Origin of the sequence: Shewanella sp. 10N.286.52.A9 (assembly GCF_041468985.1) — a bacterium.
GTDB lineage: Bacteria > Pseudomonadota > Gammaproteobacteria > Enterobacterales > Shewanellaceae > Shewanella > Shewanella japonica.
The window spans coordinates 90,631-111,012 of sequence record NZ_JBFRJQ010000002.1 but is presented as its reverse complement, the minus strand read 5'-3'; the positions used below and the strand labels follow the sequence as shown (position 1 = coordinate 111,012).

The following is a 20,382-nucleotide window of genomic DNA, read 5'->3' as shown; positions in this document are numbered from 1 at the left end:
TGATAATGATTAGTATTTGCTCTAATTGTGGGCTGGTGCACAAAGGTGTGAATTACTTGGTTTTATAGATGATCTAGATCAATAAATGTTGTGATTCATTTTGCTGCATTTGGTGTGTAAATGACATATATCAGCTGAAAGTGGAGGCGTTTGCGATTTAATAAACTGCCAAGGATGTTAATTTTAGTATTTCCTTTATCATGTTGTTGGGCATAAAAAATGCCATTTAAAAGCTGTAATCACTTTTCCCCTACATGATTAGAACGGCTTGTTCTTCAATTGAAACAAGCATCTATCGAAGATTTATTGCTTCAGTGTTATTATCAAAAAAATAACAACTATATATCATTTTTTTTATGCTTGAGCTGAGTGTATGGAATAAGACATTTTCTAAAAAAGCGGCGTGTGTTGGTTTCCAACATACGAGGCTGGTGATGATACTTTTTTACTCAGTCATGTCATTATTCATCAGCTTTACACTGCACGCAGACACAATTGAGATCCCTAGCTTTAGTAAAGGCAGTGTTGGTAAACATACGGCATATTTTCGTGAACGTGACGGTAAGCTTTCTTTAACTGAAGCGCGTCAACAATTTCAAACAACTGAACTTTCTCTTGGTTCAAGTAACTCTATTTCTTTGGGCATTGGCGTTGATCCTGTGTGGATGTCAGTCAAGGTCAATAATGTCGCTAATACAAGCCAAGACTATCGCTTATCAGTAGAAACGCCATGGATTGATTATATTGATACTTGGCTGATTAAAGATGGGCAGGTAATCAAACATATTGCTGGTGGCGATGCTTTTAGTTTCGATACTAGGCCAATGCAGTATCGCTTTTACGCTTTCGAACATGCCTATTTACCTGGCATTACTGACATTATTATGCGGGTTGAAACGAAAGGCCCAATGGCGCTACCTGTGCAATTTAATAGTGTAGAAAATGCGATAAATCGCGACATTGTCAGTGGTTATCAGTATGGCGCGTTATACGGAATTATGGTGGCGCTAGCATTATATAATTTAGTGCTATTTGTGTTTATTCGTCAGCGTGAATATGGCTTATATGGTTTGTACCTGTTGGGCTTTGTTTTAAATAGCTTGTCTTATACTGGTCAGTTGCACACGATTATTACCTATGACTTTGGCCCTTACTTCCAAGATTGGCTCGATATCTTTTTAATGATCACTTATAGCGTTGCTGGGTTACATTTTGCAAGATCGCTACTGCACACCAAAGAATATGCACCAAGATTAGATAAATTTGTATTGCGTACAACGCTGTATATTCCGTTAGGGATGTTAATTGGCTTTGCGTTTAACCAACTATTTTTTTCGATGGTGTTGGCATTTATCTTAAATACCTGTTTTGTCATGTTATTTATCGCCATGGGGATAAAAGCATTGCAAGCACAAAAGCCATTTGCGGTTCTTTTCATTTTATCTTCGGTGACTGCCGCGGTGTGTATAACTATTTCAACACTTGCTGTTGCAGGCGTGTTAGTGCCTTATAACGATTACACGTTTAAAGCGATTGAAGTGGGTATGGCATTCGAAGCAATTTTACTGGCATCCATTTTGGCAAGGCAGTTTAGAATAGCGCAAATTGACAAGTTGATAGCTGAAAAATATGCCCGCACGGATCCATTGACTGAACTGAATAATCGACGTGGTTTTAAAGTGCTTACAGAATTAACTTGGCCAAACATTGTCGATACTCAACGTAATATCTCAGTTGCTCTTATTGATATTGATTTCTTTAAAAAAGTAAATGATGAGTATGGGCATAGTAAAGGCGATGAAGTATTAAAAAAAGTGGCGAAAGCCATTGCTGAAACATCAAGAGAAGGCGATATCTCAGCCCGCTGGGGAGGTGAGGAGTTTATTGTATTTTTACCTGATACCACACGAGATGGCGCTATTATGCATGCAGAAAGAATACGTGAGGCTATTGAGGCCATTTCATTTACGGGAATTGATTGCGAATTAATGTTAACTGCAAGTATTGGTGTTGCTGGTAGCGTCGCTGCTCGATTTGAGGATGAATCAATTAATCACGACACCCTTGAGGTTATGATAAAAAATGCCGATAGGGCACTTTATATTGCAAAGCAAGATGGTAAAAACCAAGTTAGAGTGGTGAGTTAATGGTCACCTCTGTCATTCCGATTAAGTTCATTGATGAATTCTTAAACTTATAAATCAAACTCTTACCCTAATGATGAAGTTCAGCACACCTCAGTGCTAGGTCAATCTTCATATTGAAACGCCTTAATATAAAATGTAAGCGCATTAAATTAATACCTAAGTTACAACAAAATTAATTGTTGAAAATTTTTGTAATGGTAGAATGCGCCCCACGAGCCACATGGCAATTTTCCCGATATTTTTCACTTCACATTAGAGCCGCTATGAAACGGATTTTATTACTCACTTTATTGGCATTTTCGAGTGCTACTCTTGCTGTTGAGCCATTAATCGATACACCAGAAGACATGGAGCCGACTTGGGTCGATGATATCTTGTCGATATTTGGTGCTGATGGTGAGTTTGATGACAGTAAACCCATCGATATGAGTTATCTGCCTACGGCTTATTACACACCAGAAAAGAAGTTTGGTGTGGGGTTACTCATGGTCGGGTTATATAAAACTGAAGGGGCAGCCGCAGATGAACAGCCTTCATCATTGGTATTGAATTCATTTGTGTCGATGAACAACTCTTATGGTATTGAAGCTGAAAACATGACGTTTTTTAATGGCGGTAAGCAGCGCTTACTGTTAGACGTCGAATTATATAATGAAGCGGCGGTGTATTATGGCAAAGGAATTGATGATGGTAATCTAGACATTAATCATCATGAATATGAAGAACAGCTTTATAGCTTTAAACCTCGCTGGATGACTGAGGTTGCCGATAATTACTTTCTAGGTATAGGTGCAGACTTTACTTATGCAAGTGCCGAAAAGTTAGAATATGTTGAAACAGGTGAGCCTGTCGACGAAAGCACGATTTTACCAAGTAACTTTAGTTCTGGTGTTGTCGTCACTAGTATTTATGACTCACGAGATTATCGATTAAACGCCACCAAAGGGTGGTTGTTTCAAGTTGATGCTGGTGTATACCATAACAGTGAGTATTCGACGTTTTCAACTTACAATGTCGAGCTAGCAAACTACATCGATTTAAGCTCAACGTCTATGTTAAGTCATGCGCCTGGATTAATTGCGTGGCAAGTTCAAGGTCATTTTACTAGTGGTGACGTACCGTGGAATGCATTACCTGATTTAGGTGGCTCAAGTGCTATGCGTGGTTTCATTAAAGGCCGTTATAGAGATGAGCAAATGATGATGGGCCAAGTTGAGTATCGTTTACCGATATTTCAGCGCTATGGCATGGTATTTTGGGGCGCGGTTGGCAGTGTAGCTCCTTCAGTGAGTGACTTAACTGATGAGTTATTAGCCTCTTACGGCACAGGCTTTCGCTTTAAAATTAAAGACAATATCAACTTACGATTTGATGTGGGTGTAGGCGAAAACGAAACTAACTTCTACCTTAATGTGAATGAAGTTTTTTAATCTACATCACTCAAGTTGTATGTTTGAGCACGATAGTAAAATAGTAGAGTAGTAATGAGCGTATTAAAACTGACAATAGCGGTAAAATTAGTGCTGGTGGTTATCTTGTTTCCACTTTGTACCAATGCATCTGAACAGGATGCTACTGTCGAAAGTCAGTGTAGTCGTACTTCTCACTATGATATTTATTTGAGTGGCATTCACACTGGCACCATGAAAAGAACCGAAACATGGCAAGGTCAGTCGGCTGTGGTCACCTCAACCAGTAAAGCCAGCATATTAGGTATTGGCACTCAATACGATCAGCGCGCTGAGCTGTCTTGGTCGAATACCCGTGATGAATGGATAACCGATAATTTTCATCAATTAGTGACAGGCTTTCGCGCTCGGGATATGAAGGTGTCATTTAGCCATGATGGGCTTGCATCCGAGGTCGATATAGATGGTGAAAAAGATCGTTATACATCTACCGAAATCCCCCTTCGAGATGTCGATACGCTAGCCATTCAAATGCGTCAATTATTACTCCAAGGTCGAACTCAATTCGCCTTAGTTAGGCAAGCATCTGATGCAATTGAGCCTTATCAACTGTATGTCAAAAAGCCTGTTTCCGAACAGATTGAACCATGGGGAGAAATGACCTTAATCCCTGTTGAGCAGTCTGGTGCAGAGGAAGTCACGTATTTCTTCGCCCCAGAAATGGACTACCAACTTGTTAAAGCACGCTATCACGGCATTATTTTAAAAGGCCTAATTGAGCTTAATCATTACCATTCTACTTGTGATAAACAATAACGGAAATTTAAGTGAATAGTTTAATCTTGTCATTATTATCCAATACATTAGTATAGGTAAGCTAAAGGTCTATAACTGGTGCTTTAATTTTGCTTTGTGGCTTTTTTTTAGCTTATAAATATATTTTTTATTCATATATCTCCCTCCTTTTTTATTTGATGAAAGGTCTTTCCCTTTAAACTATTGCACTTGCTAGTGCGATTTTACTAGCGTGTTTTACGTACCAAAACATGATCTATATTCCATTTTTGAAGCATTTTTAACCATTTTTGATTTTGGAAACAAAAATAGCTTTACTTGTTATTACTTCAAGAATACATTCGCCGAAAATAGTCTAAGGGTGATTTTGCCCTTTTAGCCGACAAGCACGATTTAACCCTTCAAAACCTTTCATTAAGTAGTACTAAATTGACGATAATCACGCATGATAATGTTGAAAATAACATTGTTACCCCTGTAGTTGGTTTAACTTTTTTCGCGGTGGCTTCAGGCTTTTTAATGAGCCTAATTCCTTTATCTGTGACCCATTTTGATATCGATTTATCATTAATACCTTGGCTCGCCAGTGTGTTTTATTTTGGTCTATTGGTTGGTGCTACCTGTATTCAAAGAGTGATTAAACGACTTGGACATAGGCGATCTTTCATCTCTTTTTTGACTCTGGTGGCGCTGACTGTTGTTGTTATGATATTGGTGCCACATCAAGTGACTTGGTTAGTCGCTCGTTTTGTTGCTGGCATGGCAGTAGCAGGTGTATTTGTAGTCGTAGAGTCTTGGTTGTTAATGGCAAATTGCTCTAAGCAACGTGCTAAGCGGTTAGGGCTATACATGGCGGCTTTGTATGGCGGTAGTGCTGTAGGCCAGTTAGCTATTTCAGTGTTTGGAACCGACGGAATACAGCCATATTTGTGTGTATTGTTACTCTTGTTTATGGCGACATTGGCTCCCATTCTGATTCGTTCTGGCCAGCCCCATAGTCACGATCAACAAAGTATTAGCCGCAAAGAAATCCGTCATATCAACCGACCAGCGATTATTGGCTGTATGGTGTCAGGGTTATTGCTTGGTCCAATTTATGGATTAATGCCATCATATTTAACGCATATCAGTGTTTTTGCAGAGCACACAGGACTGCTAATGGCGAGCATCATTATGGGGGGCATGTTAGTGCAACCCATTGCCAGTGCGATGTCGACTCGAATGAGCAAAAGCTTATTAATGGCGATATTTTGCATGCTAGGTTGTTTAGCGGTTATGGGCGTACTTGAGTCTTCCACGTTAGTAATGATGGGGTTTAGTTTATTGCTATTAGGCGCGAGTAGTTTCGCGCTCTACCCCATCGCCATCACATTGGCATGTGATCATTTACCGACTGAAAAAATGGTATCGGCTACAGAAATGATGCTGCTGTGCTATAGCGTGGGTTCTGTTTTAGGTCCGCTGTTAGCCACAACATTTACCGAAGTCGGAAATGGCTTGATCATGTACCTAGGTGTTTGCTTAATAACAACCTGTATTTATATGTTGATGAAAAGCGCTGAAACCATTTCGTCAGGCCAAAAGCCCATTGCGGGTTAACGCCCTTACGGCAGCTGCGAAGTCCTCGCAGCTGCACTTCATTCTACAAGCTTTACTGCCTGTTATAGGCAGTAAAGCCATCAGTTGAACAAAGCGTGCTAGCTTGGATAAATCGAGTCATTTTTTCTATTCAAAAACAGGTCACGACACAAACTTATCAATATGTTGCATCGGTGGTTCGGCCTTTTTTACACTCAGCTTCATTTAATAACGTGTAAATTTCTCACTCTATTAACGCTTCTATTTGTTTATATTGTGTTTTTTAGCAAGTAAAAGCAGTTTTTCTTTCGTTAAAGTTTATGTGGCAGTGTACTCATAGCGCTGATAATAGTTCTTTATGTTACATAATTACTCTTATTTATCAGTAATTTGATACTTAGGTTTATTTTTTGTTGAATTGGTCGCTTTGTTCAACATGTCGACCGAAATGAATATTAATGAGTGAGTTAATATTCAAAAACAATAAAGGATATTTAATGACAACAATAAGACTTATAGGTGCACTGGCAGCAGTTTCTGCTTTGTATTTCACTATGCCTAATCAACAAGCACACGCTCATGGCTGGGCTGAGTTTCCTGAAGCAAGGCAATCAATTTGTTATGAGCAAGGTGGGCTTTGGAGTGGTACACCGCCGAATGCGGCTTGTGCACAAGCAAAAGAGATTTCTGGTACGTATCCATTTATTCAGCGTAATGAATTTGCCATTAACATACCTGCGCCTGCTTATAATGACATGGATGCGGTGAAAGCGGCGATCCCTGATGGCAGTTTATGTTACGCCAATGATGCTCAAAAGCGGGGAATGGGGGCTGAACATACAGCATGGACACGAACTGAATTAGCACCAGGTGAATTTGAGTATGTGTTTAATGCAACTGCGCCTCACAACCCTTCATTTTGGCAATTTTATTTAACCAAACCTGGAGTGGATGTGTCTAAGCCACTTAACTGGGATGATTTAGTCTTACTGCAAGAGTACGGTAATGTTGCAGTCGGCGAAGATAAAAAGTATCGGATGAATATTACAATACCTGCAGACCGTTCTGGTGATGCGATTTTGTATACTCGCTGGCAACGTGAAGATCCAGTCGGTGAAGGGTTTTATAACTGTAGTGATATCACAATTACTGGTGACGGCCCAATTGATCCTGAGCCAACAGAACCCTATTTAGAGCAGGGGGATGCGTTTATTCCAAAAGAGGTGAGCTTAACAACGCCACAAATAGGCGAGTCAGTTAACTACAAAGTCTACAATAACAATGGCGAAATCCATTCTAGCTTTTCACTAATTATCACCGAAGAGAATCAGCTGGCTTGGGATCGTTTATTAGCTGCTGAAGTCAGTGGTTATTATCACGACCATTATGATGGCAATGTGTTTATTGGTCGCTGGCATGCTGAGATGAATCACTATATGTATTTTCAAAACCAGCTGCATGAGAATTTCTTTAACTCAAAGAATGCTCAAGCCTATGGAGAGTTTAGTATTTCTGAGAAGAATGAGTTTGTCGAAGCCGTCATTACGCCAACGGTATTAAAACCTATTACCGATGCTACGGTGTCACATGGCGAGTATGTCGTATTAACCCCAGCGAACAGCCAGGGTGATATTGAGCATGTGGCATGGGTGCAAGTGAGTGGCACACCAATCGAGACTGAAATTGGTCAGCATGACGAACTAATTATTAACACCGCACGATTCGATAATCTCGCTCAAAGCTTCAGCTTTGAACTCACTGTCACAGGGCAAGGTGAGGAAGATAAATCAGTTTATAGCTTTAGTGTAACGCCGAGCGATGTTGAGCCAGGACCAGGCCCTGAGCCTGGGGAGCAATGGAGTACATCTGCAGTGTATACCGGTGGTGAAACCGTTATACATAATAATCAAACTTGGACAGCTCAGTGGTGGACTCAAGGTGAAGAACCAGGTACCACAGGTGAGTGGGGCGTGTGGCGCTAAGTCACAGTGGTATGGTCAATTTGTCATGTAAGGTGATGAGTATTGATCTATAAGATATAAAAACGGCCAATCAAAGATTGGCCGTTTTTATTGATAAAGCTTGCGGGTTAATGCAACAGGCTTATTGAGGTTGCATTTGCGCTTTCGCTGCTTCCACTTTAGAGAAGTCTAAACCGAGTTCCAAAACGGCTTCTTTAATCAACCCAGGGTTTTGCATAACCATTGCCATTAGCTGTTGTAGCTTTTCCGCTGGAATACCTAATTGACCAATAATGCTCATAGCCATCATTGGGTTTTGAGTTAATGCTTGGAACACTTCACTGATTTTTTCATCACTGACGCTATGTTCTTTTAATAGGGCAATAATTGGATTCATTGCAGGACCTTGTGTTAATGGATACGAATTATCTGACTATTTTACCATTGATATCGTTATTTTGCAGAGTGGAAAACTTGCTAAATGATTTCATTAACTTATGAATGAATTCCCCCATTATGGCCACAGGTGTAGAGCGTAGTAGTAAAAAGCCAGCATCAATTGCGCTGGCTTTTTGTTGACCAAGTTGGGATCAGCCTTAATATTGCATTATTTATAAATGTAATCGGTTGCGATCTCACCATTTGGAGTATGGGCATCTCCCATATAAAGAATGTCAGGGCGCGACTTTTCTCGGTCAGTCAGTGCAAGTCCATCTTGAATGATATTTGCGTCGCAATAATCGACGCCATAAAAGCCTTCAAAAGCTGACTGATCGCCAATTTCAGTTGCTGATAATTGAGAGAGCGCTAGGATCGGTGCTGCTGGAAAGGTTAAATACCAACGTGATCCCGAGACATTACGCTCAATATCAGCACGAGAAATCTCGGTGGTGCTTTTACCTGTTTGCTGGGCTAAATATTCACGGTTTGATTCACTTAAAAAGTAAGTCGCAACATTACCAACTTCAGCCACAGGCTCATCATAGATGGTTTGACGTAAAATAATGTCACCACTGACTGTTAAGTTGTTGATTCGGCCACGTGTTAAGTCACGACAACTACTTTTACAGGCAAATGAGCCTTTGCCGACAAGTAATGCTGAACCACTGTCGATAGCTTCGATGTTCTCTACACTAATGTCTTTCATTATCTTACTGTGTGGCTTTAACCACACTCCGGTAAACCCGTTAGTGACTTTAATATTTGAAATTTTGATTTTATTGGCTGAACTAAAGTAAGGGCCTGAGCGGTTAAAGTTGTCTTTGTTAGTGCCATTACCTGCCTCAACTCGAACACCAATACCATTAAAGGCTTCAATATTATCAATTTCAATCCAGTCTCCACCGTAAACTTGCACCACACCGTATCCTGTATGTGCATTAATTGACTTAATGTTTTTAATTGAGCCTTTAATAGGGGTGCGAGCGTAGGTCGGGTTACGTTGAATGGCAAACATGTCAGGTACGATATTGCCGCTATCATCGATGAAATTGCCATTCTCATCGGTTGGGATGGGAATATTAATAGGGTTCATTGGTCTATTTAAGTTAGGTGAACCTTCAGGATTTTTTACATAGCGATTCTGAAGATAAAGTGGCGCTGAGCCAAATCGATACGTGAATGAGCCATCTTTGTAGTCGGCATCGGCAAACATTTGCACAGATACTGATTCAGTATGATTATCTTCAATGGTGACATTCGACACTGAAAAGTTTTCGACATAAAATAATCCAAATGGAATAGCACGAGTTAAGTTGACTAGCCCACCTCCATTTCCGCCCTGCATTTCGCCATAGTTAAATGGCATATTGGTTTTAGCATCGACAGTAAAGTTTCGAGTCGGATCCGTTGATGTGACTTGAACGTTCACCGTGCGCTCAGCTGATAGCTTACTTGGACCAATACTGCGACCAAATGAGAATAAAAATTGGCGATTTGGTCGGTTATTTGGGTTACCAGTAGGGTTGGTATCTTCTTTAATGCCACGCATTTCAAGTATGACTTCAGGCTCGACTTCAATACGGACATTCGATGGTACGACGATGTGCGCCAAGCTGTAGCGGTTATTCGTCCCTTTTTGAGACGCCCGTAGAATAACAACACCGCCATCGTCTTCTTTAGCCGCAAACCTAAGGGCTTTTTTTAGTCTACTGGTGTCATTGACTGTGTCATCAAAACTGTCTGATGCATAGAGGACTTCGGGTTCATCATCAAAGACTCTATTTTCGAAGAAGCCGATATCTTCTCCCGTATACCCCGTTAAGTCAGTATCTGTTGGAAGGTCGGCTTCAGCAACCTCAGGTATACCTTGGCAAAAGGCACGTTCGTATTTGCAATGTCGGTGACCATTATGTTCTTGGTGTTTATGGCCATGTGACTTATCTTTTCGCCATTTATGGGCGTACCGATCACTGTGGTGCTCAGTTCGCTGAGGGCGATGTCGCTCAGCGTAATTTGCGCTATTTTGCGTAAGTTTTGATGATGATTTCATCTCTGAATGGTTGTGCTCAGTGCCAGCAAAAGCCCCCAATGGCATGAGTGTGAGTAAACTTATTATGGTGAGCTTTTTATAGGTCTCGTTGACACTATTGTGGTTATTTTTCATTTTCATATCCCTATTATTTTGAATATATCAGCGGAGCTTCTCCCCATCATTCCGCTTGAAGGCACCTAATGTGCGTTAAAAAGTGTATATAAAAACAACAATAAATCAATAAACATAGTATGAATATGTTTTTAACATGTTTTGGTGGAGGTAAAAAAGCCGGCATTGGGTTATGAATGCCGGCTTTTAAAATTTCTAATAGATTGAAAATAAAGATTATTGATTAAAGAATCGTTGGATTAATTTGTACTAGATGAGTCATCGCGTCTAGAAGCCACTTGGATTAAGAGGAAGATAAACCCCATAGACACATGTGCGCCCCAGAATATGGCATCATTTAATTCGAGCTTAATGTACTCAGAGTGTTCTGCATTGGCTTCAGCCCATGTACTACTGAGACCACCAATCACCAAAACCAACACCAATAAGCTTAAAATGTTGCTGTTAGATCCCCAAAGCCACCATGAAACAAGTTCTGGCAATATGACTAGCGCGGTAGCGATTAAGGTAAATGGCTTTTTTTGTAAATATCTTTCTGGTAAAAACACGTTCGAAAATAATAAAAATAGCACCATGAATACGGCATATTTTATAAAATCTATTATGATTTCAGTGCTTAGTGATTGTAAGAAGTAACAGAGAAAAGCGCCTGAACCTAATAAAATGAGATTAAAACCTGTAAAAATGTAAATAGGTTGCCCTTTATCTAGCATGAGTACGCCACATATACTGGATACAAAAAAAAGGCCCAATATCGGCCAAAATCCAAGGGTGTCTATCCATAGCGAAGGGATATAACTGATTGCCATATATTGGGTTAATCCACCCCAAAATATCAGTAAACAGATAATTATATTGAATTGTAATTTGCTAATTTCAGGATCGAAGAGTAATAAGCTTTTAACTGGACCAAATTTTTGCATGTTGCACCATTGTTATTTTTATTCTTAATTATCAATAATTAACTAAATTATGGTAGCTGTTTTTATTGATGGATATCAATGAAAGTAGGTTGAAAAGTCAGCGGTTAATGACGGTCGAGACGTTTTATTTTTATCTTCCTCAGGTTTAAGCTTTATTTAATTGTTAAGCATGACAATGGATTTATGCTGATGTAACAAGGGTGATGGTTGTCCCGTTCTCTCGGTGTTAATTCGATTAACATTTATTACTAGCTGTACTGACTGGCATGACGATAAAATGCTAGTAATGAAGAAAATAACAATAAATAAATCAAGGAGTCCTCTCGTGAAGAAAGTTGGGATAGTGCTTATGTGCTTGTTGATGCCTGCAGCGTCAATCGCCGCAGAGCCAACAAAATCAGCGCATTCAGTGCAAAATCAAGCAGAACAAAATACAAAGTTATCAGTTGATGTGCTTTGGCAATTAAGCCGAATTGGCAATCCAATTATTTCGCCTAATGGTGAGTACATTATTGCCCCTGTTACTCAATATGATGTGCCTGAAGACAAAGGCGCCACTCAGTTGTGGTTATTTGATAAAGACGGTAAAGGTCAACGCGCGCTGACTGCTGAAGGGCAACGTGCAAGTGAGGCGACGTTTTCTCCTGACGGTAAAACACTCGCGTTTATCAGTAAGCGTAATAAAGATGATGCTGGCCAAGTGTATTTACTCCCATTGGACAAAGCGGGCGAAGCGCAGCGCTTAACCAATGTGCCAGGTGGCGTTAAAGGCCTTAAATGGGTTGGCGAAAATGTTTACTTCATTAGTCGTATCTTCCCAGGTAAAAATTGGGATGAAATGGCAACTCAGTTAAAAGCGAATAAAGACAATAAAGTTTCTGCGCATCAGTGGAATGCATTACCTTTTTCAAGCTTTGATCACTGGATTGAAGAAGACAGACAAGCGCATGTATTTCGTATTCCGGCAAAGGGTGGCGAAGTAGAAGCGATCACTCAACCATTGAATAAGCAACTGCCACGTTCATCACAAAGCAGTGGCAACTACGATATTTCGCCTGACGAACAGTTCATTGCGTTTAACAGTAATGGTTGGGACAATCAGGTTGATCCAAAAGTTGATATTTTCATGGCGAAAATTGGCAGCGGTAAAGTGGTTAACTTAACGCCTAAGAACGAAGCGCCAGATTCAAACCCTACCTTTAGTCCAGATGGTAAAACGTTAGCGTTTACCCGCCAGCTTATCCATGGTTTTTACGCTGATACAGCAAACCTTGTGTTATTGGATGTGAAAAAGCGTACTGAACGTGTGATCACAACTGACTGGGATCGCTCTGTTGCCCGCTTTAGCTGGACGGCTGATAACAAAGGTTTTTATGCTGCTATTGATGATGCTGCCACTCGCCGCATTTTCCACATCAATGCCAGTAATGGCAAGGTAAAACCGATTACCAAGCAAACCAACTTCGGTGCACCTGCTATTGCGAATGACGGCACGATAGTGGCTGCAAATGACAGCTTTTTGTACCCAGCTCGCTTAGTTAAAATTAATCCAAGCAATGGCAAAACCACGCGTTTAGATAGTTTTAATGATGACATTCTAGCGAATGTAGATATGGGTACATATGAGTCAGTGACCTATAAAGGCTATAACGACGAAGATGTGCAAATGTGGGTACATTACCCGCCAGGGTTTGATAAAAGTAAAAAATACCCACTAATGATGTTGATTCATGGTGGTCCTCACAGCGCGATTTCTGATGGTTTTCATTATCGCTGGAATGCACAAACATTTGCCTCTTGGGGCTATGTCACAGCATGGCCTAACTTCCATGGCTCAAATAGTTTTGGCCAAGACTACACTGATAGCATTAACCCAGACTGGAAAAACAAGTCGTTGGAAGATGTATTTAAAGCAACGGATTGGTTTAAAGCAAAAGATTGGATTGATAACGAACGTTTAGTTGCTGGTGGCGCAAGCTACGGTGGCTACTTATCATCGATTATTTTAGGTCAAAAAGATCAGCCATTTAATGCATTATTTATTCATGCTGCGGTTTACAATATGTACTCGCAAATGGCAGCCGATTTCTCGGTGCACAGTACACGTTTTGGTGACTACTGGGATAACCCTGAGATTTATAAATCTATTTCTCCGCATTACGGTGCTGAAAACTTTAATACTCCAACCTTAGTGGTACACGGTCAATTAGATTACCGTGTACCAGTAGGCCAAGGTTTTGAGTTATTCCGTACACTGCAAACCAAAGGTATTGAGTCGCGAATGATTTACTTCCCAGATGAAAACCACTGGATCATGAAGCCGAATAACTCAATTTACTGGTATAACGAAGTTGAAAAGTGGATGAATCAGCATGCAGAGCCAGGTGCTAAGTAATGCTTAATTTATCGAATTCATTCACTATTCAATAGCATGGTGAGTGATATCTCAGTCAATCAAAAATGCCGCAATCAAAAGATTACGGCATTTTTATAACTTGGAAATAGAATAACGACAACGCCTTATTTAAGGCGATAAAAGTGTCAGCAAAGATTATGCTCCGTCGAGATACTTATCGACAGTAAGCTGCACAGTATTAGGAAGAATAGGTTTAGTGAGGTATTCGTCTGCGCCAATTTTAAGCGCTAACTTTTGATCTGACTCTTCAGTAAGTGAGCTGATAACCACGACAGGGACATGCTGTGTCAGTTCATGCTCTTTCATGTATTTAATCACTTGATAGCCATTTACATCAGGCATGGTGATATCCACAAACACAAGATCTGGTTTCATTGAAGAGAGTACTTCAATCGCACCGTCACCAGAGTTGGCAGTTAATACCAGATAATCATCACCAAGAAGCGCCAGTATCATACTGGTACAGATTGGATCGTCGTCTATCACAAGTATTTTCGCTTTATCCATTGGTGCCTCTTTCTAGTGTTGTGATATCGCTGTCGATATATTCATCATTGTATGTAAAACAATATTAATTGCTAGGGCTAATTAAGCATAGAACATAAGCTAACTTGATGAAAGCGCTACTATTCAGGCTGTTTATATTGACGATATTTTTCAATGACGCCATTTCTATCTAGACCACGTTTTACATTTTTACACAGTTTAGCAAAGCGACTAATATCGCCAAGCTGTGGTGTGTTGCCATGTTCAATTGCCGCTTCCCAATAGCTGATTTCGCTATCAACCAATTCGAGTAACTTTTTCGGACAACCTTGGCAATTCCCTTCAGGGCCACATACAAAGGTGTCGGGCTCAGTTAATGGAAACGTGGCTTTCACCTGAGTCATTATTTGTTGCATTGCAGTGATGCGATCAGGTTTCTTGTTCATTAGCCTTAATACTCAGTAGGAATAAAGCCTTACATGTCATGCTTAATACTATTATTAGTCCAATGGGAGCAGGATTTAGTTCAATTAAATCTATGCTGAATAAGGCGAATATAAGTGATACTCTTTGGCGATATCAGCGCGTCGTAATATTCAGTATAACAATAATAATCTTTCTGGAAGCCAGTCTACTATGCCTCAATTTACAATAACCTCAGCCATTTTAATCATCGTTTTATTGTGGCTGAGTCCCTCGCAATCATTTGCAGCTGACCGCTTTTACGCGAATCAAGCATTACAGCAACAAGCGCCGCAAGCTTTTGCACTTCAGCCTCAAAGTGATGCCTTCCTTGCGCCAGCTTATGCGTTAACAATATCCCATGCGGACCGCTTAGTTGGGTTAATAAACCAAGATAAAAATGTGACTGAAGCAATAGCAAATTGGTCTGATTTAACCATAGATGAGCAAATACCTTGGCTTAAAAAGGTATTTGCTTTAGCGGTGCAAAGCTTTGGCAACCAAACTCCGCTATTAATTATTGATAACCATAGCTATCCGAACAAAATGGTGTATTTTGATTTCGATGTGGAAAAAGGCGGTAGTGGCATTGTTTACCTCAACCCTGAGAAACTTGCAGAGGAAGACCCTTATGCCTCACTGGCATTTTTAGTTCATGAAACTCGTCATTCATATCAATTTCAGCAAGCTTTATCCGGTAAGAACGATCCCATTTCTCAGGGGTATCTAGCGGCATTCAACGCTCAAAAGCAATTAAAGGGCTTTGGGTTTAGTGATTTTTTAACGCTACTGAACGAATATGAAGCCTTTCAATTTGGTAATTATGTGATTGGTCAATTAACCGATTGGCAAGTTGATATGTTGAATATGGGGACATTTGCGAGTCAGTTTAATCGCCAAGGCCAGCTAAAAATTGATTTACAAGCATTGTCACTCAATACGAGTGAGCAAACCTTGTTGGAGCAATATAACGAGTTGGCACAAAAGCAATTTAACCTGCGTCAACAGCAATAAAGCAAGCTTCTTTATAACCTGACGATATGCGGCTGAACTATGAATCTTAAACAGCTTGAAATCTTTTGTGCAATCGCCGATACCGGTTCTGTTACTGCGGCGGCAAAACAGCTAAACAGTAATCGTACTCAGCTGAGTATGGCGATGAAGGCATTAGAAACGAGCCTTTCAGCTAAGTTATTTGTGCGTTCTGGTAACAGTTTAGTCTTGTCTGAAGTGGGCAAGTCAATTTACAAAGACTGCGAAAGTGTCGTCGCAACATGTGAGCGTATTCAGCAAACTTGCGAGCAAACGATCGATAAGTTTCGTTCGGAAATTTGGCTAGCAAGGGATGATTCTTTTCCTGATGAAGTATGGCAAACCTTTATTATAGAACTGAATAACCACTTCACAGCAACCACAGTGAATACTGTATTAGCATCAAGTGGTGATTTAGCTAACCTCGTCAATACTGGGCAAGTGGACTTTGCCTTTGGTGTTGATTTTGAACGAGTGGATGATGCCAATACTGACTATCTGCCCTTGGGGCGAATTCGAATGATGTCAGTGTGCGAGCATACACATCCACTTGCGAGCCTTAAGCGGGTGTCGGATAGCCAATTACGTGAATCACTGCAAGCAGTAATGGTTTACTTAAATGACAAAGATAACCCTGAATTACAGCCTTTTTCATTGCGACATATTGGTTTTTCAAGTTTCGAATATATGTTGAATACAATTATGTCCGAAAAAGCATGGGGCGTGTTACCTGAGCCATTGATTAGACCTCATTTGAGAAATCAAAAACTGGCGGTGATAAAACATACCTATGGGTTAACCCACGAAGATTACTGCATGTTTTCAATGCCAGGCAGCGCACAACCTGAAAGTGTCGCTTGGCTGTGCGATCAGATCAGCGATTATCTGTTTAAGTTTTAATGCCTTTCAGCCTTCGAATGTATCACTAACTCACTGAGCGTCATGTTTTTTGACGCTTAATGTGCGCATTAACTTTATGATTTATATCAATTTATATACTTAGTCCTATCTTGGGGTTGTTATTACCAAGAATCACTGTTGAGAAAATAGTCACCAATGACAATAATTACCACAGGTTTTAATTGGTGATAATTCATGTGTGTAAGAGATAAAAATAAAGATAAACAATTACTTAAGTTTTCAGCTGTAGCAGCGTTAGCGTTTGCTGTGTTAGGTGTTGTAGTGGGTGGGTTAAGCGGCTCAATTGTCATTTTATTTGACGGTGCTTATTCGCTGATGAGTTTATTTCTTACCATGCTTTCATTAGCCGCCTCGAGTTACATGCGTGCTCCCTCAAGATCTCAATTTGCGTTTGGCAAAGCGATCATCGAACCCCTCGTGGTGGCAATTAAAGGTACGGTGATTTTAATGTTGCTGTGCTTTAGCTTATCGTCAGCGATGACAACAATACTAAGTGGTGGTAAAGCCATTGATATGTCTATTGCGGCTGTATTTGGTTTCATTGGTTTATTAGGGTGTGCTGGTGTTTGGTGGTTTTTAGCTCGCCAAAACGGGCCGCAGCGCTCGGGCTTATTTGCTGCTGAAATAAAACAGTGGAAGATGGATACCATTATCAGTGCAGCAGTTTGTGCAGGCTTTATTATTGCTGTGTTAATGGCATATACACCTTGGCATGCATATGCCGTCTACGCAGACTCTGTCATGATGCTGCTTATCGGTAGTTACTTTATATCGGTGCCATTAACCATGCTCACTGGTGCGTTAAGAGAGCTACTGATGATGAAGCCGAGCCAAGAGATTTGCTCTCTAGTGCATGAAAGTGTCTCAGAGGCCAACGGTTCTAGCCTACAAGAGCTTGAGATTACAGGTATTGCTAAAGTAGGTCCCGAGTTGATGGTGAACATTAATGTAAACCCGAAGAAGTCGAATCAACTATTACCTGACTTGCAAAAGATCCGTGCATTGATGGATAAAAAATTAGCGACGTTATCATTAGATATTAAGCTCAACTTAGATATTGTGACAGAAGCGAAGTAGCGCGCCGCCATAGTGTTGGCGCGACTAACCAATACCCAATTTACTGCAACATCGATTACTCATTTAACACATCTCTTCGAATAAACCACTTGGTTAGCCTATGACTTGATTCACAGGCAATGTAAACTGAAACGCTAATTAAGTGATTGCTTATATTGCTAGTTTGATAAGAATCAATTACTAATGAGTGAGTTAAGTGAACAAAAGCCTAGTTTGGCGCTGCTTTTGTCATCTTCAGAACGCTATTTTTTCCAAGTAAGGCTAAAATCAGCTTAACAATGTTGCGCAATTGTTTTAGTTTAAGGTGTTGATAAAGTTAATTTTCATGCTTTTTTTTTAAAGTGTGTACGTTTTGGGGGATAATTATTTGCATAAAATGTACTACTTATTCTTGCTGAGTGCAGTTTTGCTGTTTCATGCAAAACTGCATGCCACCACTCTTAAATATAATGTCAATGGCTCAAGTAGTTGGGTGCCCTATTATATTACCGAAGACGCTAATAACTCAGGTATATTAGGTGAGTTAGTTCCGCAAATCCTTGCAACGGCTTCAATCGACATCGAGCGCCATGATTTTCCTCCCCAACGTACAAATCAAGCACTTGAAAAAGGGTTATTAGATTTTGATTTTGTGAGTCCAAGTTGGTTTGCTGATGGAGATATGGGAGGGCAATTTGTTCAGTCAGAGCCAGTGCTTCATATTCAAGAAAACATCATAACGCTTAAAGAGAATCAGGAGACTTGGTCTAACATTGCTAAGATCAAAGGACAGCCAATAGGCACTGTATTTGGCTATTTGTACCACGATGATGATATTTTTACTCGAGTGGACTTCAGTTCTGAAAAACAATTAATAAAAGCTCTGCATAAAAACAGAGTTAATGCTGCCATTTCGGGAGATTTACCTGCTTTGTATTGGGCGAAAAAGCTCAACCTCCCAATCGCATTAGCTGCTATTCATTCAAAAGGGGTGTTAGTCATGCGCTTAAGGAAAGAGCATCAAGCGTTAATGCCACAAATTAATGCCGCCATTTTAGAGTTAAAAAATGACGGCACCATTCAAGACTTAATTGACAAGTACACCAAAACAGAACTCTATTTGTAGCAGGTACTAATTTGCCAGTTTTACCTGTGAAAACTGCTTTTTCTTTCGTTCAAAATAATGATGTGTCTCAGTCATAATGACATGTCTTAAGCCAATAATTGCAATTAAATTTGGTATGGCCATTAAGCCGTTAACAGTATCGGCAAGCATCCAAATTAAATCTAATTGAATAAATGCACCGACAGCAATCAAGCCTAAGAAGGTTAATTGATACACCTTAATCCCTTGGTCTCCTAGGCGTTTGTGAGTTAGGTAGTACCAACAACGTTCACCGTAGTAATGCCAGCCAAGAATTGTCGTGAAGGCAAAGCACACTAGCGCTATTGTCACAATATATTGACCGACAATGGCTGAGCCTCCCGTTGAAAATGCGGCACTGGTCATTGCAGCACCCGCAGTATCACCATTCCAAACACCCGTAATAATCAGGACTAAACCTGTCATGGTACAAATCAAAATTGTATCAAAAAAGGTCCCCGTCATACTGACAAGACCTTGCTCTACAGGTTCTTTAGTTTTGGCTGCAGCAGCGGCAATTGGGGCACTACCTAAGCCAGATTCATTTGAAAAAACACCTCGGGCAATACCAATTTGAATCGCTTGGGCAACAGTGGCCCCTAAGAATCCACCTGCAGCTGAAATGGGGGTAAAGGCTGAGTGAACGACTAATTCGAGCGCCGGTACGATTTGCTCTGAAAAGCTAAACAGAATCCAAATACACGCTAAGACATAGCCCAGCGCCATTGTAGGTACCAGCTTTTGAGCGACATTTGCAATACGTTTGACGCCGCCCAATGTGACTGCTGCCACCATTGTTGTCAGTACAATTGCTGTCACCCATGTAGGTACATTGAACGCAATTGTCATGGCATCGCTAATGGCATTCACTTGGGCAAAAGTACCAATGCCAAAAAACGCCACACCAACACCGAATACCGCAAAGATTTTGGCTAGCCATTTTAGGCCAAGCCCTTGTTCAATATAATACATAGGGCCGCCAGCAATATTACCTTTGGCATCCGTGGTGCGATACTTAACCGCTAGCATACATTCGGCGTACTTGGTTGCCATGCCAAAAAAGGCGGCTAACCACATCCAAAATAATGCACCTGGGCCACCAATTTTTATCGCAGTAGCCACCCCGACGATATTACCTGTACCTATGGTCGCCGATAGGGCAGTACACAAGGCTGCAAATGATGATAAGTCACCTTTGCCTGTTGCAGGTTTGAATAACAAACTTAAGGCAAAAGGGAGCTGAAATATTTGTAATAGTTTAAGCCGAATAGTGAGATAAAGACCGGTACCAACCAGTAAGCATAGGGTGATTGGGCCCCAAACAATGGCATTGATATCAGCTAATAGCGCGTGAAAGTTCATGGTGTTCCTCGAATATTAAACAACAATATGGAGGAGGAAAAGATATGGCTGTTATGTGGTACTGAAGAGGGCAACTGACAGAGCA

At 40.5% G+C, this 20,382-nt stretch carries 16 protein-coding genes; 10 read left to right on the top strand and 6 right to left on the bottom strand.

The annotated features are described in order from the left end of the window. Positions 1-434: 434 nt before the first annotated feature. From AB4128_RS01530 to AB4128_RS01510, 5 genes are all read left to right on the top strand, one after another. Positions 435-2,147 carry a diguanylate cyclase gene (locus AB4128_RS01530; protein WP_372036484.1) on the top strand — a complete coding sequence of 571 codons (1,713 nt, stop codon included), beginning with the start codon at positions 435-437 and terminating at the stop codon, positions 2,145-2,147. A gap of 263 nt (positions 2,148-2,410) precedes the next feature. After that, positions 2,411-3,577, top strand: coding sequence for a BamA/TamA family outer membrane protein (locus tag AB4128_RS01525; protein ID WP_372036481.1), 1,167 nt, complete (start codon positions 2,411-2,413; stop codon positions 3,575-3,577). Positions 3,578-3,631: 54 nt separating this feature from the next. Continuing rightward, positions 3,632-4,372, top strand: coding sequence for a hypothetical protein (locus tag AB4128_RS01520; RefSeq protein WP_244899759.1), 741 nt, complete (start codon positions 3,632-3,634; stop codon positions 4,370-4,372). A 408-nt stretch (positions 4,373-4,780) separates the two neighbouring features. After that, the gene (locus AB4128_RS01515) at positions 4,781-5,950 is read left to right on the top strand and encodes an MFS transporter (RefSeq protein WP_055022840.1); all 1,170 of its coding nucleotides are present in this window, start codon (positions 4,781-4,783) and stop codon (positions 5,948-5,950) included. Positions 5,951-6,426: 476 nt separating this feature from the next. After that, a complete protein-coding gene (locus AB4128_RS01510; RefSeq protein ID WP_372036477.1) occupies positions 6,427-7,911 on the top strand; it encodes a lytic polysaccharide monooxygenase in 1,485 nt (494 codons plus the stop codon). A 121-nt stretch (positions 7,912-8,032) separates the two neighbouring features. Here AB4128_RS01510 and AB4128_RS01505 read toward each other — a convergent pair whose 3' ends face one another. The 3 genes from AB4128_RS01505 to AB4128_RS01495 form a co-directional block, all read right to left on the bottom strand. After that, positions 8,033-8,287, bottom strand: a complete 255-nt coding sequence (locus tag AB4128_RS01505; RefSeq protein WP_055022838.1) for a DUF2999 family protein — start codon at positions 8,285-8,287, stop codon at positions 8,033-8,035. A 210-nt stretch (positions 8,288-8,497) separates the two neighbouring features. Further along, complete coding sequence (locus AB4128_RS01500; protein WP_372036474.1) at positions 8,498-10,495, bottom strand: hypothetical protein; 1,998 nt, start codon at positions 10,493-10,495, stop codon at positions 8,498-8,500. 239 nt (positions 10,496-10,734) lie between these two features. Next, entirely contained in the window at positions 10,735-11,418 is a 684-nt protein-coding gene (locus AB4128_RS01495) for a hypothetical protein (protein WP_372036472.1), read from the bottom strand. 325 nt (positions 11,419-11,743) lie between these two features. Here AB4128_RS01495 and AB4128_RS01490 point away from each other — a divergent pair, with 325 nt between their 5' ends. Then, on the top strand, positions 11,744-13,813 hold the full coding sequence (locus AB4128_RS01490; protein ID WP_282166501.1) for a S9 family peptidase: 2,070 nt from the start codon (positions 11,744-11,746) through the stop codon (positions 13,811-13,813). 156 nt (positions 13,814-13,969) lie between these two features. Here AB4128_RS01490 and AB4128_RS01485 read toward each other — a convergent pair whose 3' ends face one another. After that, positions 13,970-14,341 (bottom strand): PleD family two-component system response regulator, encoded by a 372-nt coding sequence (locus AB4128_RS01485; RefSeq protein ID WP_055022834.1) that lies wholly within the window; start codon positions 14,339-14,341, stop codon positions 13,970-13,972. A gap of 119 nt (positions 14,342-14,460) precedes the next feature. Beyond that, positions 14,461-14,766, bottom strand: a complete 306-nt coding sequence (locus AB4128_RS01480) for a hypothetical protein (RefSeq protein ID WP_055022833.1) — start codon at positions 14,764-14,766, stop codon at positions 14,461-14,463. A 190-nt stretch (positions 14,767-14,956) separates the two neighbouring features. Between AB4128_RS01480 and AB4128_RS01475 the strand changes: the two genes are divergently transcribed. The 4 genes from AB4128_RS01475 to AB4128_RS01460 all read left to right on the top strand — a co-directional run bounded on the left by AB4128_RS01475 (position 14,957) and on the right by AB4128_RS01460 (position 18,917). Further along, positions 14,957-15,796 carry a hypothetical protein gene (locus AB4128_RS01475; RefSeq protein ID WP_372036470.1) on the top strand — a complete coding sequence of 280 codons (840 nt, stop codon included), beginning with the start codon at positions 14,957-14,959 and terminating at the stop codon, positions 15,794-15,796. Positions 15,797-15,835: 39 nt separating this feature from the next. After that, positions 15,836-16,714 carry a LysR family transcriptional regulator gene (locus AB4128_RS01470; RefSeq protein ID WP_055022831.1) on the top strand — a complete coding sequence of 293 codons (879 nt, stop codon included), beginning with the start codon at positions 15,836-15,838 and terminating at the stop codon, positions 16,712-16,714. 195 nt (positions 16,715-16,909) lie between these two features. Next, positions 16,910-17,812 (top strand): cation transporter, encoded by a 903-nt coding sequence (locus AB4128_RS01465; RefSeq protein ID WP_055022830.1) that lies wholly within the window; start codon positions 16,910-16,912, stop codon positions 17,810-17,812. A 376-nt stretch (positions 17,813-18,188) separates the two neighbouring features. Further along, on the top strand, positions 18,189-18,917 hold the full coding sequence (locus AB4128_RS01460; RefSeq protein WP_372036608.1) for a substrate-binding periplasmic protein: 729 nt from the start codon (positions 18,189-18,191) through the stop codon (positions 18,915-18,917). A gap of 6 nt (positions 18,918-18,923) precedes the next feature. On the opposite strand, the gene AB4128_RS01455 is transcribed toward AB4128_RS01460, so the two are convergent. After that, on the bottom strand, positions 18,924-20,297 hold the full coding sequence (locus tag AB4128_RS01455; protein WP_372036468.1) for an alanine/glycine:cation symporter family protein: 1,374 nt from the start codon (positions 20,295-20,297) through the stop codon (positions 18,924-18,926). Positions 20,298-20,382: the final 85 nt, after the last annotated feature.

Coding starts and splice junctions, on each gene's coding strand:
- AB4128_RS01455 (WP_372036468.1), bottom strand. CDS start 20,297: ATGAACTTTCACGCGCTATTAGCTGATATCAATGCCATTGTTTGGGGC.
- AB4128_RS01525 (WP_372036481.1), top strand. CDS start 2,411: ATGAAACGGATTTTATTACTCACTTTATTGGCATTTTCGAGTGCTACT.
- AB4128_RS01500 (WP_372036474.1), bottom strand. CDS start 10,495: ATGAAAAATAACCACAATAGTGTCAACGAGACCTATAAAAAGCTCACC.
- AB4128_RS01470 (WP_055022831.1), top strand. CDS start 15,836: ATGAATCTTAAACAGCTTGAAATCTTTTGTGCAATCGCCGATACCGGT.
- AB4128_RS01460 (WP_372036608.1), top strand. CDS start 18,189: ATGTACTACTTATTCTTGCTGAGTGCAGTTTTGCTGTTTCATGCAAAA.
- AB4128_RS01485 (WP_055022834.1), bottom strand. CDS start 14,341: ATGGATAAAGCGAAAATACTTGTGATAGACGACGATCCAATCTGTACC.
- AB4128_RS01495 (WP_372036472.1), bottom strand. CDS start 11,418: ATGCAAAAATTTGGTCCAGTTAAAAGCTTATTACTCTTCGATCCTGAA.
- AB4128_RS01480 (WP_055022833.1), bottom strand. CDS start 14,766: ATGAACAAGAAACCTGATCGCATCACTGCAATGCAACAAATAATGACT.
- AB4128_RS01475 (WP_372036470.1), top strand. CDS start 14,957: ATGCCTCAATTTACAATAACCTCAGCCATTTTAATCATCGTTTTATTG.
- AB4128_RS01465 (WP_055022830.1), top strand. CDS start 16,910: ATGTGTGTAAGAGATAAAAATAAAGATAAACAATTACTTAAGTTTTCA.
- AB4128_RS01520 (WP_244899759.1), top strand. CDS start 3,632: ATGAGCGTATTAAAACTGACAATAGCGGTAAAATTAGTGCTGGTGGTT.
- AB4128_RS01505 (WP_055022838.1), bottom strand. CDS start 8,287: ATGAATCCAATTATTGCCCTATTAAAAGAACATAGCGTCAGTGATGAA.
- AB4128_RS01530 (WP_372036484.1), top strand. CDS start 435: ATGATACTTTTTTACTCAGTCATGTCATTATTCATCAGCTTTACACTG.
- AB4128_RS01510 (WP_372036477.1), top strand. CDS start 6,427: ATGACAACAATAAGACTTATAGGTGCACTGGCAGCAGTTTCTGCTTTG.